This window comes from Methylovulum psychrotolerans (genome assembly GCF_002209385.1).
GTDB lineage: Bacteria > Pseudomonadota > Gammaproteobacteria > Methylococcales > Methylomonadaceae > Methylovulum > Methylovulum psychrotolerans.
This window is the reverse complement of sequence record NZ_CP022129.1, coordinates 3,188,151-3,203,234: the sequence shown is the minus strand read 5'-3', so window position 1 is coordinate 3,203,234 and position 15,084 is coordinate 3,188,151. Positions and strand designations below refer to the sequence as shown.

Sequence of the window (15,084 nt, the reverse complement as noted above, 5' to 3'; positions counted from 1 at the left end):
CGACTGCCGTTTGTTTACCCTTCAATCAGTTATTCTACATTTAAACGATCAATTGCCCTTGAATCGCCGCTAAATTAATAGTCACCACCGTGCCGGAATTGAACGCCAGAAAGTCGGATTCGATGCCATCTGAGAAGATCACGCCATTTTCTGGCATTAGGGACTCTAGCTTGAGCGGTGTGTTGGGGGTGATAACGCCAAAAATCATGCTAATGCCTGTGGTTCGGCTTGGGAACGGTTCGCGGACGGTGAATTGTAGGCGTTTTTCGTGCCAGGCAAAGCCCTCTTTGAGCGGATGGGATGTAGTGCCTGAAACGCCCAAGGCACCGGCAAGGAGCGACTGGAACCAGCCTGTGGAGCCGAAGCCTGTGGAAATGATAATTCCTGATGATGATTGGGTTTCTTGGTGGCCGTTCCATGATAGCCGGTAGTGGGCCGAGGTATGGCTTTTGGGGCCGATAAACAGGTCATTGACCGCCAGCATCTGTTGGCTGTCGTTAGTCTTTGCTTCTGCAAAGCTAATCGTTTTACACGCCGATTTGCCTGCCACGGTGCGCAGCACCACGGCGTGTAAGTCGCCGATTTCAAATGGCAGCAGTTTGCCGTCCCAACGCCTTGGGTCAGGGTTTATCGCAATCACGGGCTGGCCGTTGAGGTATTTTAAGGTATTGGCGACCAAGCCGTCCTGACCGATGGTGATCACAATGTCGTCTGGGCTAAACTGGTAATTGGGCAGCAGGTGGCGTTCCAGTAATTGGAAGCGGCCTAATGCTTTCAGCGTCCGCTCCGCCTCTTGTAACCGCCGTTGATACATATCGTGTTCATCCAGATAATCCTGGGCATCCACCTGATTGTGTTCCAAGTAAAACCGGGCTTGCGGCCAGGTATTGAAGCGTTCGATCAATTCTTGCAATCGGGTTTTGCGTACCACCAGAATAAAGCGGTGTTGATAATGTCCGCTCATGGGCGCACCGATTTTTTCATAATATGCCCAAAGAGATCCGGCGTGATGTTCAGTTCACCAATCTTGCCGGCATTTTGCGCCAGGGATTCGAAGGCCATCGCCATCAGTTGTTCGGGGTCCATTTTGGCCAGTGCCATAGCCTTAAGGTTTTCCACGGGCAATTCTCTAAACGCCTTCATGCGTTCGGTAATCGCGTAAGCTTCGGCATCGGCTTGCTGGCGGCTGTTTTCGCTATTTAACAGCACCCATTCCTTGCGTTGGCTTTCGCTGGCAATCTCTGCCTGTAAGCGTTCGCGTTCAGTTTCGGCTTTGCCGCGTTGGATGGCGCGTTCATTGAGGAGGCGTGATTCGGCGATTTCCTGTTCTTTTTGCTGTATCGACAGTTCGGTTTGCAGTTCCGCCTCTTTAATGGTGCGTTCCTGTTCGACTGCGGATTTACGGCGATTATAAATGGCATCATCGGCTTCTTTCAGCAGGGCTTCCCTGGCTTCCGCTTCTAAGGCGCGGGCGGTTTCCGTGGTGGGTTGGACGGCGCTGATCGACACATCCAGCAAGGCGATGCCTAACGCCGCTAGCGAAGAATCGCCGATAAGTTGTTCCCGGAGCAGGGCAACTAAGGTTTGGGCCAGTTTTAAGGTATCCCTTAAGCTGGTGTTTTGTACTTTGTTCTGGACAATCGATTGCACGATGCGGATCACCCGGTCGGAGAGTTTCAATGGGTCTTCTGAGACGTAGGTTTTGCCGTCGCTTTTCAGGCTGTAATTGAGCATTTCGGCTATTTTTTCTGGCGCGGCTACCCGATAAGTCACTTGGCCTTGTACGGTCACCGATTGAAAGTCGGCGGTCAAGAGCTTGAAAATGAATGGGGCTTCCTGGGCACTGACTGGGACGGCGGCAATCGAAGCGGTGGCGACGTTGTAAAAAAAGCTCAAACCTTGCCCTTTTTTTCGGGCATTGCCGTTGACTGTTTGGATGACGAAAGTTGAAGAATCTGCTTTGAAGTATTTTATGCCTAACATGGTCTGTCTCCTAATTGGGTCTATAAGTCACTTAGTGGCTATAGTGACTTATAGACACCTGTGCGTCAAGCCTATAAGTGACAAAAAGACACAAAATTTGAGACAATGCTTTTTTAGTCGATTTTTGTCGGCAACTGGCCAGGACTATAGACCGCTACAATGGATGAAAAACAATTTTTAGCCGAATACGATAAACGCCAATTTGACAGCCCGCTGCTGACCGTTGATGCGGTGATGTTTACTTATCATGAAGAATGCTTAAAAGTGCTGTTGGTCAAGCGTTCACAGCACCCTGAACAAGGTAAGTGGGGATTGCCTGGCGGTTTTGTCGATCTGGCACAGGATAGAACCTTGGAAGAGACTGTGCTACGCAAACTTAAAGAGAAGACCAATGTCGAGCCGCCCTATTTGGAGCAACTGCAAAGCATAGGCAATGCCGGGCGTGATAAGCGCGGTTGGTCAGTGACGGTTGCCTATACCGCTTTGATGGGGTTTCAGAGTTGTGCTGCGCATATTGCCAGCGTCACCGATGTGCAATGGCTGGCTGTGGATGTTGTCGGCCAAATGGATTTGGCGTTCGACCATCAGGCTATGATTGGTTTGGCGCGGGAGCGTCTGCGGCAAAAGGCGCTTTATTCGATTGTGCCCGCCTACGCGCTATCGGAAACCTTCACACTGCCGGAGCTTCAGCGCTTGCATGAGGTGTTGATCGGTAAACGCTTGCAGAAAAAGTCTTTCCGTCGCCGCATCGAGCAAGCGGGATTATTGCTGGATACCGGAGAAAAACGTTCGGAAGGAGGCCGTCCGGCCACGTTATACCGGATGAAACAGGCCTCTGGCAGTTATACGTTTGTGCGCAACTTGGAAGACTGAGTATTTTGCTGCGTATAGGCTTTTTTTATGGCTTGTCCAAAACGTTTACATTTTGGTAGGTATTGAGCGCACACATCAGGCACACCGTTTTTATGGGTTGTCTGATGCTACGCCCGCAAGCAAGGTCAGTTTTTTTTCAGGAACGGTGCGTTCGCCAAAAAGGGCTGTTCTTCAAGGTTGCTTTTAGTTGACGACGGTATGGCCGCGCTGGCGCATACAGTTTTTGAATGCCCGTTTAAAGTTCTCGTTAGCTTGATAACCTTCCCACAAGCCGGCGGGAATGGCCAAAATAGCGCCGCCTGCCGCGCCCGTGGCCGCACTGCCCGCGACAGCGCCAACGGCTGCGCCACCTGCGGCACCAGTCACCGCGCCGACACCGGCGCCTAAAGCGATTTCTTTTGTGATGTCCGATGCTTGTTCAGCCAGCGCCTTGCATTCTCCCATGTCGCGCCCAACGGTTTCTGCATGTCTATCCATACGGGGATCGACAACAGGTTTCCAGCCGCTCATGGATGCACAGCCAGTGGCTAATGCAGAAAGCACGACTATTGTTGATAAATAAGTTGTTTTCATGATGTTCTCCAAAAATGGCTATAAATTAATATTTATAAGTATGTTCTTATAAAGAGTTTTAGATTAATCCGCATTTATCGGTCTGTTATGTCATAAATGCGGGCGATATTCCTGAGCTAACCCGTTCCGGCGGGTATTCCTAACAATAAATCACGGGGCTTTTTCAAGTGCGTGGGCAGGTTAATTCACGATGCAAAGACAGTGTAAGCTGCGAAGATGAATTTAAGCTGAGTAAAAGATTAAGAGAAGATTAAAAAAAGTGTTTTGTCGTCATTTACTTTTAAGCTTCCGTTAATCAGGGGGGTATTGATAGGGAGAGCGGTTTTGGCCGGGCAGAGGCATTAAAATTGGGCTTGTTTTTTACTGGTGGCGGCTGTCAATCCGAATCGAAACGTTGGCGGGTTTGGAAACAGGGAAACGGCGGTGAGGTTGATCGGAATGTGCTTATCTGACAAATAGCCATGAATACGGTTCAATCAGTGGGCTAAATTGCCTTATTTGTCTTGCAAGGATTGTTCAATAGGCTGAATTTGGTTCTTCGGGTGCTATGATGCAATAAGATACTTGCTCATTCCTCTTGATGTCTTTATCCCATTTAAGGGCGTTCTCTGACATTCTACACTATCGTTGACGTTGGAGTCATTATGACCAGTCGGGACAATTTGCTTTGGTTACAGTGCTGGCGCGATCAGCAGACGGATTTTAACCAAAAATCGGTAAACCCGTTACTTATGCGGTTTTGGCCTGGCCTTGGTTTGGTGCGGGGTAGCCGGGTGTTTGTGCCGTTGTGCGGTAAGAGTTTGGATATGATTTGGCTGGCACAGCAGGGGCATGAGGTGATTGGTGTTGAGTTAAGCCCTATTGCCGTCCGGGCGTTTTTTCGGGAGAACCATTTAAAGCCTACGCGGCGGCGGGTAGGGCAGTTTACCTTATGGCGGCAGGGCCGCTTAAGTATTCTGTGCGGGGATTTTTTCTCCCTGACGCTGGCGGAGCTTGGGCAGATTGATACGGTCTATGACCGCGCCGCGCTGACGGCTTTGCCGGAAGCGATTCGTATGCTTTACATTGCCCATTTGCAGGCGATTGTATCGCAGGCCGCCCAGGTTTTTTTGCTGACGACGGAAGATGCGCAAGCGGATGAGACCTTGGGTGAGGCCTTGGGGGTTGGCGAAGAGATTACGGCTTTGTATGCAGAAGGTTTCGCTATTGAGTTGACGCATGTGGAAAGTGTTTTTGAGCGCAATCCAGAATGGCCGGAGCAGCCGCCAGAGCGTACCGAATACAAGGTTTATCGGCTTTCCAGCAAATGAATGCGGTTAAAGAGGGTGGTTTTTTTTGTGTTGACGGGCACGCAGGCTGTCTGGTTTGATGGGTTTACGCGGCTTTTAAAGCATCGCGTTTGTCATAATTGTTTAATAAAATCCAAAAACCTTTTACCATAGCGGGTTCGGAGAGGGTCTTCGTATTCTTCGCAGCAAATCACATTAACAGGTTTAAAAATGGCACTTTATGTCTATAAATTTGGTGGCACGTCGGTAGGTACGGTAGAACGTATTAAGGCGGTCGCTGAAAAAGTTAAAAAAGCCCAGGCCTTGGGCGATCAGATAGTGGTGGTGGTGTCGGCGATGAGCGGCGAAACCAACCGTTTGATCGGTTTGGCAAAAGAAATGCAGGTGCAGCCTACCGAGAGGGAAATGGATGTCTTGATTTCGACCGGGGAGCAGGTGACGGTGGCGCTGTTAAGCATGGCGCTGCATGAGATAGGTTGTGACGCTTGTTCGTATACGGGCGGACAGGTGAGGATTTTGACCGACAGCAGCCATACCAAGGCGCGTATCCGCAAGATTGACGATAGCCGTATCCATGCCCACCTTAATGAAGGTAAGGTTGTGGTCGTGGCGGGTTTTCAGGGCGTTGACGAGGACGGCAATATCACGACTTTAGGGCGCGGCGGTTCGGATACCACGGCGGTGGCGTTGGCGGCGGCATTAAAGGCCGACGAATGCCTGATTTTCACCGATGTCGATGGCGTGTATACCACCGATCCTAGGGTTGAGCCGAAAGCCCGCCGTTTGGAACGCATTACCTTTGAAGAAATGCTGGAAATGGCGAGTTTGGGTTCAAAGGTTTTACAGATCCGTTCTGTCGAATTTGCGGGCAAATACAGTGTTGCCCTGCGTGTTTTATCATCATTTACAGAGGGTAATGGTACGCTCATTACTTACGAGGAATCATCAATGGAAAGTGCTTTAATTTCGGGCATCGCCTTTAATCGGGACGAGGCAAAACTGACGATTACGGGTGTGCCGGATCTGCCGGGCGTGGCGTTTAAAATTTTGGGGCCGATTGCCGATGCTAATATTGAAGTGGATATGATCGTCCAAAATATTGCCGACGATGCGACCACTGATTTTACGTTTACTGTCCACCGCAACGATTATCAACGTGCCAAAGCTATTTTGGAGCAAACCTGCGGTGACTTGGGCGCGAGAAAGGTCACGGGTGATGACGGTATTGTTAAGGTGTCTATTGTCGGCGTGGGTATGCGTTCCCATGCGGGTATTGCCAGTACGATGTTCCAAACCTTGGCTTCTGAGGGTATCAATATTCGGATGATCTCCACGTCGGAAATTAAAATTTCGGTGGTGGTTGACGAAAAGTATATGGAATTGGCGGTCAGGGCCTTACATGCGGCATTTAAGTTGGATCAGCCTGTAGGGGCTTAAATCCGCTTTGCCGCTGGCAGATGGGTTTTCGGAAGGGGTAAGAAGCTACGGTTTTTTACCCCTTCGGCGTTTCTGGAGGGTAGGTTTATAAAAGGCTATTTGCTGGTATGGGTTTCTACACCATCCCAATCGGCAGCGGGCGGATTTTGTTGGTAAAAGGCAATGCGCTCTAAGTATATCTGGTAGAGTTTGTCATGGGGGTATTGCCCGGCTAAAGCCGTAAATAGCCCGGTGGCGGCTGGCCATTGCTGTTGGCGGTAAGCGTGTAGGGCGGCATCCAGTTTGTTTAACGCCTGGTGTTGTTCGGGGCTGATAGTGTCTATCAAGCCTAGGGGTTCGTAGATAGTGATGGGTTGCTGTTTGCCTTTGACGCGGACGCGGTCCAATTCGCGGTAGGCAAATTCGAGCGCGTCGTGGCGGGTGGTTTCGCTGACGATGATTTTTACCCCGTATTGTTTGGTCAGGCCTTCCAGGCGGGCGCCTAAATTGACGGCATCGCCCATGACGGTGTAGGCGATGCGGAATTGCGAGCCCATGTTGCCGACATTCATTGTTCCGGTGTTAATGCCTATGCCCATATCAATGATGGGCCAACCTCGATTGATAAATTCCTTTTGTAACGCGCCCAGCATGGTGACGATAGCCAAGGCGGATTGTATGGCTTTTGAGGCGTGTTGGGGGTTGTGCATGGGGGCGCCCCAAAACGCCATAATGGCATCGCCGATGTATTTGTCGATGGTGCCGTTGGCTTCGTGTATCAGGTGGGTGGCAGGGGTAAAGATGGCGTTGATGATTTCGCAGAGGGCTTTGGGGTCTTGGGTTTCGGAGATGCTGGTAAAGCCGCGTACGTCAGAAAAGAACACGGTCATTTTGCGGCTTTCCCCTTGTAAGGTGAAGGCTTCGTCCGAACGGCTCATTTGTTCGACCAGTTCGGGTGGGATGTATTGCCCAAACATGGCGCTAATGTGCTTTTTTTTCCGGCTTTCCAGGAAGAAGCCAAAAAATATCTGGATGCCATAGAGCGAGAACAGTTGTACGAGAGGGGCAGCCAAAATAGTGTCCACGCCCATCTGTGTCCAGCAATAAATATTGCCCCAAACGCTGGCGGATAAAATCGCTAAAAAGCCAATGGCCGACCAAGCGGCGGACAGGCGCGGAAACACAAAGATAATCAATAGGCCAATCAGCACCAATTCGATCACTTCCAAGCCGACGATATAGTTGGGGCGCGATTTGATGGTTTCGTCGAGCATGGCGCTCAGAATATTGGCGTGCATTTCCACCCCCGGATAGATGTGCTGGACGGGGGTGGCGCGTGAATCTAATAAGCCGACGGCGGTGGAGCCGATCAGGACGATTTTGTTTTGGAGTTTGGCCTTGTCGACTGTGCCGTTGAGGACTTCGGTGGCGGAGATATAAGTGAAGCAGCCTTCGCGGCCACGAAAGGGCAGTAAAATTGCCGCTGCTTCGTCAACGGGTACACGGATGCCGGCAATGTGCAAGCTTTCTAAGCGGCTGTTGCCATATTGTTCGCTGGTCTCAAATTGGATGGGCGGGTAATTGAGCAGGCTTCTAAATAAGGCTAAGGCCAGGGATTCGTAGAGCTGGCCTTTGTATTCAAGCAGCAGCGGCAGTTTCCGGTAGATGCCGTCTTTGTCGATATAAGGGTTTTCAAAAAAACCTGCTGAGGCGGCGGCGGTCTGTAATTCGGGCAAGTTCGCCACATAGCTTTTGGGGCTATCTAACAGGTTGCTAAAGGGCAGGGTGGCGGTTGAGGTGACTGACAATGGCAATTGGCCGATTTCGGGGTATTTTTCTTGGATGTGGCTGAAATAGTAGCCTAACACCACTGGGCGGCGGCTTAAGCTTTTGGCGAATACCTCATCGTAGGCCAGTTGCGGCTTTAGCTTGTTAAATGCCGCTAAAAAGGTGGCATCATTGTGCAGTTCTTGGTTGGCAAGGCGGTTGAAGGTGTTAATGCCGGAACTGGTGTCCGGCTCTGAGAACGTCATGTCAAAACCCAGCAGTTTGATGCCATAATAGTCAAACAGCATATCGACCAGATAGCCGACCTTATCACGGGGCCAGGGCCAATGGCCTTCTTGGGCAAGGCTGGCTTCGTCAATGGCGACAATGACAATGCGCGGGTCTATGGTGTTAACGACGGTTTTGCTTAGGCGCAAATCGTAAAGGATATGCTCCATACGTTCCAAGGTAGGCAACGGCAGTTTGTTGGCGATATTGAGTATGAGGGTTAAGGTGATGCCCATACAGAGCAAAATCCGGTAAAACGATAACCATTTGTTACTGAATTGCATCGGTAGGTAGTTGTTTGAAAGAATGGGCTAAGGAGTGGGGTAATAAGTATGTCAATAAAACCTGTCTGGTAAATGCCGAGTCCTAAGCGTCCCCCGTTTTTGTTATGAGGGCTGCGGTTTGAGGTTCAGGCAGGTTTGCCTTGATAATATGCCAAAGTCATTTATTATGGCAGGATTTCCGCTACTTTCTAAACGACCGTGACCGCAACCCCTTTTGCCCAAGATTGCCGCCAATGCCCGCGCTTGGCGGATTTTCTCTGTACCGTCAAGCAACAGTATCCTGCTTATCATGCTTTGCCCGTCGCGCCTTTTGGCGATGCCGCCGCGCGGTTGCTGGTGGTGGGGCTGGCTCCGGGGATGCACGGGGCGAATGCTACAGGCCGGCCTTTTACGGGTGATTATGCCGGGCTGTTACTGTATGAGACCTTGCATACCTTCGGTTTTGGTAACAGCCCTGTGTCTACTTCATTAGATGATGGTTTGCTGTTGCGCAATTGCCGCATTACGAATGCAGTTAAGTGTTTGCCGCCGCAAAACAAGCCCACGCCAGGGGAAATTAAGCAGTGTAACGCTTATCTGGCCGCCGAATTGCAAACTTTGCCGCCCGATGCGGTGATTTTAGCCTTAGGGACGATTGCCCATCAAGCGGTTTTAAAGGCTTATGGCTTAAAAGCCAGTTACGCGCGGTTTGGGCATAACGTTCAGCACCGTTTACCGGACGGGCGGATGCTGGTCGATTCTTACCATACCAGCCGTTATAATATCCAAACTAAACGCCTGACCCAGGCGATGTTTCACGAAGTTTTTGCGGCTATTAAGCAGTTATTGCTTACAGAACAATAGGCTGGCGCGTAGGTGGACGGACGCTAGCAGATTTATTAAGTGATTTGTATGACAAATTTAAAAAATAGCTTGATAAATAAAATAAACTGTCTATAATACTCAAATCAATCGCGGGGTGGAGCAGCTTGGTAGCTCGTCGGGCTCATAACCCGAAGGTCGTAGGTTCAAATCCTGCCCCCGCTACCAGATCAAGGAACCCCATTTTGGGGTTTTTTATTTTTAGGGCTTCGGATAGTGGAAGCTTACAATCGGTTGTTAATGGAAGAGCCTTTGGCTCTTTTTTTTTGTGCGCAAGTAAGTGGGGAAAACAATGAAGCAGGCTCCTGAGCATTTGGTCAACTTGATCGAGCCAGTTGTTGAAGGTTTAGGTTATGAATGTGTCGGCATCGACTATCATCCGCATCCGAAGCACGGTCTGTTAAGAATTTATATTGATAGTGACAAGGGCATTTTAGTTGACGATTGTTCTAAGGTCAGCCATCAGGTCAGTGGCATTTTAGATGTTGAAGACCCTATTCCCGACAACTATCACTTGGAAGTTTCCTCTCCGGGCGAAGACAGGCCCTTTTTTAAGGTCAGCCAGTTTGCCCGCTATATCGGCAGCACCGTCTTGGTCAATTTATTTAAGCCTATCGCCAACCGTAAAAAAATCAAAGGCTCGATTGAAGGTGTCGAGGATGATGTGATTACCCTTAAGGAAGGGGAAGACATTTTTGCAGTGCCGTTCAGTGCGATGAGTAAGGCGCGTTTGGTACCTGATAATAGTTTATTTAATCAAAGCATCGAAAAAGGAGCTCGAAGTGGCAAATAAAGAAATTTTATTGGTGGTAGAGGTCTTTTCCAATGAAAAGGAAATTGATAAGGATGTCGTTTTTCAAGCGATAGAGTCGGCACTGGAAGCGGCTACTGTTAAGCGCCATATCAACACCATTAAAGCACGGGTCGCCATCGACAGAAAAACAGGCGATTATAAAACCTATCGGCAATGGGATGTGGTTGCACCTAATCCGTCTTGCGTCGGCGATGTCGAATTTCCGACCACGCAAGTGCTGTTGGAAGTGGCGCAACTGGATGATCCGGCTATCAAAGTCGGCGATGTGGTTGAGGAAGAGATCGATTCGGTGGATTTTGGCCGAATTGCCGCCCAACATGCCAAGCAGGCGATTATTCAAAAAGTCCGCGAAGCCGAGCGTAAGAAAATCGTCGATGCGTATCAATCGCGTATGGGTGAGTTGGTGACGGGTATCGTTAAGCGTATTGAAAAAGGCAGCGTGTTCTTGGATTTGGGCGGTCATGTCGAAGCCTTTATTGCTAAGGAAGATATGATCCCGCGTGAAGCCATCCGTATCGGCGACCGTATTAGGGGCTATCTGAAAGATGTGCGTCTGGAGCAACGTGGCCCGCAACTGTTCGTCAGCCGTACCGCGCCCGAATTATTGGTGGCTTTGTTCCGTTTGGAAGTGCCGGAAATTGCCGAAGGCACTATTTCTATTATGGGCGCGGCGCGTGATCCTGGCTCTAGGGCCAAATTGGCGGTTAAAAGCAATGACCCGCGCTTAGATCCGGTCGGCTCCTGCGTGGGTATGCGCGGCGCAAGAGTGCAATCTGTCACTAACGAACTGGCGGGCGAGCGGGTCGACATTATTCTTTGGCATCCTAGCGAGGCGCAATTTGTCATTAACGCCATGTCGCCTGCGGAAATCCAGTCGATTATTGTCGATGAAGACAAGCACAGCATGGATTTGGCGGTAGGTTCGGATAATTTGTCCCAAGCTATCGGTCGGGGTGGCCAGAACGTCCGCTTAGCCTCGCAATTGACCGGGTGGGAATTGAACGTGATCGATGCCTCAAAAGCCGAGCTGAACAGCGAAGCGGAAATCGGCAAAGTTAAGCAAATGTTTATGGATCAATTAGATATTGATGCCGACGTGGCCTTGATTTTGGCGGAAGTGGGCTTTAATACGGTTGAAGAAATCGCTTATGTGCCGGTCAGTGAAATGCTGGATATTGAAGGTTTTGATGAGGATTTGGTCAATGAGCTGAGAAGCCGTGCCAAAGATGCGTTACTGATTAGCGCGATTGCCGCCGAGGAAACGAGGGAAACCGTGCATCCTGCGGAAGATTTGTTGGCAATGGCGGGTATGGATGATGATTTGGCTTACGAGTTGGCGAGCCAAGGTATTGTGACGATGGATGATTTGGCAGAGCAATCAATTGATGATTTGTTGAATTTTTCGGGGATCACTGAAGAAAGAGCGGCAGAATTGATTATGAAGGCGCGTGAGCCTTGGTTTGCCGAGGCAAAGAGTGAGTAAAAGGGGGAGCAAATGAGCGATAAAACAGTACGGCAGTTAGCAGAGGTGGTAAAAATACCTTTGGAACGATTATTAGAACAACTGAAAGAAGCAGGATTATCTGCCAGCTCCCCTGATGATGTCATCAGTGAAGATGAAAAAATGCAATTGCTTGGGCATTTGCGCAAGCGTCACGGTAAGCCCGAAGACAATACCGCCGGATCACCTAGACGGGTGACGTTAGAGCGCCGGAAAGTAACGGAAATCAAGCAGGCCACCGCACCCGGCAATTCTGCAAAAACCATCAGCGTTGAAGTGCGTAAAAAGAAAACCTTTATCAAACGCCCTGAGCACAAGGAAGCGGAAGTGCCTAAAGTTGTCCAGCAGCCGGCGCTTATCGAAACCGTAGCAGCACCGCTGTTGCCGGTTGTCGAGGCTGTAGTGCCTGAGCAGGTTGGGGCGGCTGGATCTGAACCTGCGCAAGAGGCTGTGGTTGCGGTTGTCGAGACCCTCACAGAACCAGTACCTGAGCCAGTGGTGGAACTGGTTAATGAGCCTGTATCTATTCCTGAGGTTGAGACCGTGACGACAAAAACAGCACAAGATAAACCCAAAGCCAAGCCTGACCATGCGCCTAAGGCTAAAGGTGCGGATGCGGCGCGTCCTGTGGCAGCAGTCGATGCTGATTTGATCGACGATAATGATCCCGAAGATAAATTCGCGACGATAAAAATTAAGGACGATAAAAAAGTTAAGCAGGATAAGCCCATCAAAGCGAAAGAGTCTGACGAAGTCAGAAAAAAACAGCAAGAAAAAGAACGCCGTCTCGAAGAATCCATCAAAAAGAACGCCGAAAAAGTCAGGCAACAAGCCGCCGCCAAACAGCAAGAACTGTATAAGAAAAAGCAAGAAGAAGGTGCTGCTGCACCTGCGCGGACTTCATCAGGTAAAGACAATAAAAAAGGCAAGAAGAAAGGCAAGCAAAGTCCGCGTGTCGCTATGCCTTCGGAAAACCGTCACCAGTTTGAAATGCCGGTCGCACCGATTGTTAAAGAAGTCACCATTCCTGAGATGATTATCGTCTCTGACCTGGCGCAAAAAATGAGCGTCAAGGCCGCGCTGGTCATTAAGCATCTGATGAAGCTAGGCATCATGGCGACCATTAACCAAAGCATCGACCAAGAAACGGCGGTGATTTTAGTTGAAGATATGGGCCATAAACCTATCATGCAAAGCGACGACGACCTTGAACAAGAAATGCTCGCCGAAGTGCTGATGGAAGATAACCGCGTGGAATTGCCCCGCGCCCCTATCGTTACCATTATGGGCCATGTCGATCACGGTAAGACCTCATTGCTGGATTATATCCGTAAAACCCGCGTCGCCGCTGGCGAAGCGGGCGGTATTACCCAACATATCGGTGCGTATCAGGTCAAAACCGACCACGGTGCGGTCACCTTCCTTGATACCCCAGGCCACGCCGCGTTTACCGCTATGCGGGCCCGGGGTGCTGATGTCACTGACGTGGTCATCGTGGTGGTTGCCGCCGACGACGGCGTGATGCCGCAAACCAAAGAAGCGGTGGAACACGCAAGGGCCGCCAATGTGCCGATTATTGTCGCCATGAACAAGATCGACAAACCGGAAGCCAATCCCGACAAGGTGATGCAGGAATTGTCGACTATTAACGTCTTGGCGGAAGAGTGGGGTGGTGATGTCCAATTCTTGAAGATTTCTGCCAAAACTGGCGCGGGCATCGACGACCTGATCGAGGCTTTGATTGTCCAAACGGAAATTCTTGAGTTAAAAGCGCCTGTTGAAGGGGCGGCATCCGGTATCGTCATTGAATCGCGTTTGGATAAAGGCCGTGGTGCAGTCGCGACGGTGCTAATCCAAAAAGGTACCTTAGAAAACGGCCAAATGGTCTTATGTGGCCATGAATATGGCCGCGTCCGCGCGATGTTTAACGAAAACGGCAAAGCCATTAAAGAAGCCGGCCCTTCGGTGCCGGTGGAAATTTTAGGCCTGTCGGGTACGCCGTTTGCGGGCGACGAGTTCTTGGTCGTCCAAAACGAACGGGTCGCTAAAGATTTGGCGAAACACCGTGAAGACCGGAAGAAATTCAGCCGTCAAGCCGCGCAACAAGCCTCTAAACTGGATGAAGTGTTCTCGCGCATGACCGCCGGAGAGCTTGCCAGCGTTAATCTGGTCATTAAAACCGACGTGCAAGGCAGTTTGGAAGCCTTACGCGGCTCGTTAGTGGCTTTGTCCAACGACGAAGTGGAAGTGAAGGTGATTTTTGGCGGGGTCGGCGGTATCAACGAAGGCGATGTCAATTTGGCTTTGGCTTCGGGCGCTATCCTGATCGGCTTTAACGTCCGTGCCGATGCCACTTCACGCCGCCTGATCGAAGAAAAAGGTGTGGATTTGCATTATTACAGCGTCATTTATGATGCGATTGATGAAGTCAAAAAATCCATCAGCGGTATGTTAGCCCCTGAAATCAGGGAGCATATCGTCGGTCTTGCCGAAGTGCGGGATGTGTTCCGCTCACCGAAATTCGGTGCGATTGCCGGATGTATGGTCATTGACGGTTTTGTTAAACGTAATCTACCGATCCGCGTCCTACGCGAAAACGTGGTGATTTTTGAAGGCCAGTTAGAATCCTTACGCCGCTTTAAAGACGATGCATCAGAAGTCAAAATGGGCATGGAATGCGGTATCGGCGTGAAAAACTACAACGACGTGCAGGCGGGCGACCAAATCGAAGTCTTTGAACGCACTGAAGTCAAACGGGTATTGTAAAGTATGGGTAACGTGTATGGTCGTAAAGACCGTGTCTCCTCGCAAATGCAGAAAGAGCTGTCGTTCATTCTGCAACGGGATATTGATGATCCGCGCTTAGGCTTTGTCACCATTAACGAGGTCGAGGTCACCCGTGACCTCGCCGTCGCGAAAGTCTACTTCACGGTATTGAATACCGATGAAGCAGGCAAACGCGCCAACCAAAAATGCCTGAACGAACTGGCCCCGCAAATCCGCCACGAACTTGCCAAACGGATGCGCCTGCGCCATATTGCTGAGTTGCGTTTCCATTACGACGATTCGTTTGATACGGGGATGCGGGTGGCGGCGTTGTTAAGCGAGGTGGCGAAGGAGTTGCCGGTTGAAGATTTGCCGGAAGACGAATCATAATGTCAACGGATACGCCGATTTAAAAGAGTTAGCGATTGATGTAGTAGGGCTGAAATTATTCACGCACATCCTGCCTATACAGCCTAGTGATTTATTGCGGCAGGTGCTGGCGAACAACCAGCAATTGCCGTTACAGTCGGAAAAAGCCAAATCGGAATTGCTGATTACGCCGATATTGAATGACATTTGGCAAAGAAACCCCAAAGCGTTTACCTATTTTTCCGGTTATCAATTTAATATTGATGATATGTGACTATCAGTCAACTATCGGTATTTTTA

The 15,084-nt window shown here is 50.1% G+C and carries 13 protein-coding genes and 1 tRNA gene; 10 read left to right on the top strand and 4 right to left on the bottom strand.

What is annotated here, in order from left to right:
- Positions 1–40 precede the first annotated feature (40 nt).
- A complete protein-coding gene (locus CEK71_RS14570) occupies positions 41–964 on the bottom strand; it encodes a diacylglycerol kinase catalytic domain-containing protein (RefSeq protein WP_088620065.1) in 924 nt (307 codons plus the stop codon).
- On the bottom strand, positions 961–1,983 hold the full coding sequence (locus CEK71_RS14565) for an SPFH domain-containing protein (protein WP_088620064.1): 1,023 nt from the start codon (positions 1,981–1,983) through the stop codon (positions 961–963). The genes CEK71_RS14570 and CEK71_RS14565 overlap by 4 nt, the downstream gene beginning before the upstream one ends.
- Before the next feature lie 159 nt (positions 1,984–2,142).
- Between CEK71_RS14565 and CEK71_RS14560 the strand changes: the two genes are divergently transcribed.
- Positions 2,143–2,856, top strand: a complete 714-nt coding sequence (locus CEK71_RS14560) for an NUDIX hydrolase (RefSeq protein ID WP_088620063.1) — start codon at positions 2,143–2,145, stop codon at positions 2,854–2,856.
- Between the two features lie 183 nt (positions 2,857–3,039).
- Here the strand turns inward: CEK71_RS14560 and CEK71_RS14555 are convergent, their stop codons facing one another.
- Positions 3,040–3,429: a glycine zipper family protein gene (locus CEK71_RS14555; protein WP_088620062.1), complete on the bottom strand. Its 390-nt coding sequence runs from the start codon at positions 3,427–3,429 to the stop codon at positions 3,040–3,042.
- A 644-nt stretch (positions 3,430–4,073) separates the two neighbouring features.
- On the opposite strand from CEK71_RS14555, the gene CEK71_RS14550 reads away from it, so the two are divergent.
- Together CEK71_RS14550 and CEK71_RS14545 are read left to right on the top strand one after the other, a co-directional pair.
- Positions 4,074–4,739: a thiopurine S-methyltransferase gene (locus CEK71_RS14550; RefSeq protein ID WP_088620061.1), complete on the top strand. Its 666-nt coding sequence runs from the start codon at positions 4,074–4,076 to the stop codon at positions 4,737–4,739.
- 189 nt (positions 4,740–4,928) lie between these two features.
- A complete protein-coding gene (locus CEK71_RS14545) occupies positions 4,929–6,155 on the top strand; it encodes an aspartate kinase (RefSeq protein WP_088620060.1) in 1,227 nt (408 codons plus the stop codon).
- Between the two features lie 95 nt (positions 6,156–6,250).
- Here the strand turns inward: CEK71_RS14545 and CEK71_RS14540 are convergent, their stop codons facing one another.
- Positions 6,251–8,473 carry a CHASE2 domain-containing protein gene (locus tag CEK71_RS14540; protein WP_088620059.1) on the bottom strand — a complete coding sequence of 741 codons (2,223 nt, stop codon included), beginning with the start codon at positions 8,471–8,473 and terminating at the stop codon, positions 6,251–6,253.
- Positions 8,474–8,671: 198 nt separating this feature from the next.
- On the opposite strand from CEK71_RS14540, the gene CEK71_RS14535 reads away from it, so the two are divergent.
- The 7 genes from CEK71_RS14535 (at position 8,672) to CEK71_RS14505 (ending at position 15,058) form a co-directional block, all read left to right on the top strand.
- Positions 8,672–9,316: a uracil-DNA glycosylase gene (locus CEK71_RS14535; protein WP_088620058.1), complete on the top strand. Its 645-nt coding sequence runs from the start codon at positions 8,672–8,674 to the stop codon at positions 9,314–9,316.
- 109 nt (positions 9,317–9,425) lie between these two features.
- Positions 9,426–9,502: transfer RNA gene (locus CEK71_RS14530), tRNA-Met, on the top strand.
- Positions 9,503–9,626: 124 nt separating this feature from the next.
- On the top strand, positions 9,627–10,127 hold the full coding sequence (rimP, locus tag CEK71_RS14525; protein WP_088620057.1) for a ribosome maturation factor RimP: 501 nt from the start codon (positions 9,627–9,629) through the stop codon (positions 10,125–10,127).
- On the top strand, positions 10,117–11,631 hold the full coding sequence (gene nusA / locus CEK71_RS14520) for a transcription termination factor NusA (protein WP_088620056.1): 1,515 nt from the start codon (positions 10,117–10,119) through the stop codon (positions 11,629–11,631). The genes rimP and nusA overlap by 11 nt, the downstream gene beginning before the upstream one ends.
- 12 nt (positions 11,632–11,643) lie before the next feature.
- Entirely contained in the window at positions 11,644–14,415 is a 2,772-nt protein-coding gene (gene infB / locus CEK71_RS14515) for a translation initiation factor IF-2 (RefSeq protein WP_088620055.1), read from the top strand.
- 3 nt (positions 14,416–14,418) lie between these two features.
- Complete coding sequence (gene rbfA, locus CEK71_RS14510; RefSeq protein WP_088620054.1) at positions 14,419–14,805, top strand: 30S ribosome-binding factor RbfA; 387 nt, start codon at positions 14,419–14,421, stop codon at positions 14,803–14,805.
- Entirely contained in the window at positions 14,777–15,058 is a 282-nt protein-coding gene (locus CEK71_RS14505; protein WP_088620053.1) for a hypothetical protein, read from the top strand. Before rbfA ends, CEK71_RS14505 begins: the two co-directional genes overlap by 29 nt.
- The last annotated feature ends 26 nt before the right edge of the window (positions 15,059–15,084 follow it).